1 protein-coding gene is annotated in these 2,271 nt (G+C 53.3%); it reads right to left on the bottom strand.

Going from position 1 to position 2,271, the window contains the following annotated elements:
• Window positions 1–89: 89 nt before the first annotated feature.
• Window positions 90–2,271, bottom strand: a 2,182-nt coding sequence (locus tag A3757_RS03435) for a Tn3 family transposase (RefSeq protein ID WP_068739177.1), incomplete at its 5' end; no start/stop codon positions are given.

Genomic DNA, 2,271 nt, shown 5'->3' on the forward strand with positions numbered 1-2,271 from the left:
TGACCGACTATATGGGGTCCTAGGGATTTTGCCTCCATATATTGCAAAAACCTCTGAAGCCCCCGTCTGCCGTGGCTTGTAGAGGGGTATCAACTTTCATTTCTAGGTCGATAGCCCTCAATCGGTGCCATTAAGTCCTCCAGTTTTGGCAGTTCGCCCGTCGGCGCGAACGTGTATGTACCCCGGAAGTTGATGTTCTCCCAAGCTACCGGTGAGGCCCGCTTGACTGTTTCCTGGTATCTGTCATTGCGCTGTTCCTCGAAGCTGTCCAGCAGGTTACTGAGTACTTTCGAGTTGAAGTAGATGATGGCATTAGCCACCAGTCGGGCACTTTCGTTCCAGATTTGGATCTCCTCATCGCTATTGCCTCGGAACCGGTCGCCGTTGACGTTGCTGATCGCCCGACGCAACTGGTGATAAGCTTCACCCCGGTTCAGCGCTCGCTGCACATGGTTTCTAAGGCTGGCGTCATCGATGTAGTTCAGCAGATACTGGGCCTTCAGTAACCGGTTGTATTCAGTCAGAGCCTCCAGTAACGGGTGGTTGTGCTTGTAGCCGGAGAGTTTACGCACCAACGTAGCTTGGCTGGTTTTCCGCTGGGCTAGAGAGACTGCGATCCGCTGGATGGTGTCCCAGTGGTCTATGATGCGTTTCGTGTTGATCGGCTTGCGCAACGATAGTTTCACGCGCTGATTTTCGTCTTCGGTGATGTTGAACAGCTCATTGATGACCTTGCCAACCCGGGCATATCGGGGGGCGAACCGATAACCGAACAGATCGAGCAAGGCAAAGTTCACATGATTTACCCCATGAGTGTCAGTTGAGAGCATGTCCGGGATAATCTCAGTACTGTTGTTCATCAACAGGTCAAAGATGTAATGGGATTCATGTTCGTTGGCGCCGATAACCCGGGCATTGATGGCCATATGATTGGCATTCAGACTGACCGCCGAGACGCCTTTGCTGGTACCGAAGTATTTTGAGGAATACCGTGTACGGAACGTCTCGCGCTTGGCTTCGAACTTCTGACCATCGGCACTGGCATGCAGACTGTCATCCTGGATGTTGTAGTGCTTGAAGATGCTCAGTCGTGTGGTAGCGTTGTTGATACGGTCATTGGCCGCATTCAGGGTTTCCAGCCGAAGGTAGTTCGCCTGGATAGTGCTGAGCTGATCATAGGTCCGATCGGAGATCTGAGCGATGCCATAGATGCCCTGATTAGTGGCATTGGCGATCAAGATCGCCAACAGGTCCACTTCGTATTGACGGCTTTTCGAGTTCATGCCCAGCACATGCTCGAAGTCGTCAATGAATCCGGTATCCTGATCCACCACGCGCAAGACATCGGCAACGCTGATCGCTCTCATTTGTTGGAAGAACGGATTATTCACCAGGTGTTTCTTACTGGCTGTAGGCAACCGCCAAAGGTGTTTGCCGCCTTTCGGGCGCAGTATCACGTCCCGATTGTCCGAACGTTCCAAGTATTCGCTGACCTCGTGTAACCGAAGGGTCAGCTCATCCGCCATACGCGGGATCAGTCGCGTCGGATCCTTGGAGATTTTCGGTTGCTGCGTACCCTCGACCAAGACCTGCTTCTGGTTTTTCCAGGTCTGTGGCTTCACCAGATCATCCTCTAACGCCCGATATCGAATGACTTCCGGCAGCATTAGCTGGCCGTTTAACCGGTTGGGAATCTGCAGGTACAGGAACCATTCATACCTGGCTTTATCTATACTGCCATCGGGTTTTAGCAATAGTGGTCGTGTGGCTTTCGGCGGTAGACGCTGATCAATGCAGGCATCGCCGAGCATATTGCCGGCGACCAGATCCAACCGAGCTTGGTCTAAGATCCGGGCTAACCGTTGCGTTTTGTCGGTGCCTTCCATGCGCAGACAGCAAAAGAGCGACCGTAACAGGCCGGTTCGCAATGTGGATTCCGTGTCCAGGTGTTGCCAGAACGCTTCCTCCGCTGACTGTTTCTGATTGCTCAGGTATCGGCAGACCGAGTTCAGGTCGTTGGCACTGAGAAACTGGAAAGCCTGTTGCTGTACCGCGTGGAAGGAAGTATTAGGGTCGATGCGGTCATCCACGAACAGGTGCAGGATCTCAGCGGCTTTACTCACGTTGCGGGCTGCCTTTTGCCAGTCTTGATAAACCCGTTCCTGCGCCATCTGATGCGCTCGTTGCTTCACCTGTCGAGTGTGATGGATGAACCCTTCCGCAATGCGCTCCAAGCCCTGCTGGTACCGAGACTGCAGATAGCACAGCAGG

The organism is Oleiphilus sp. HI0117, from assembly GCF_001635235.1.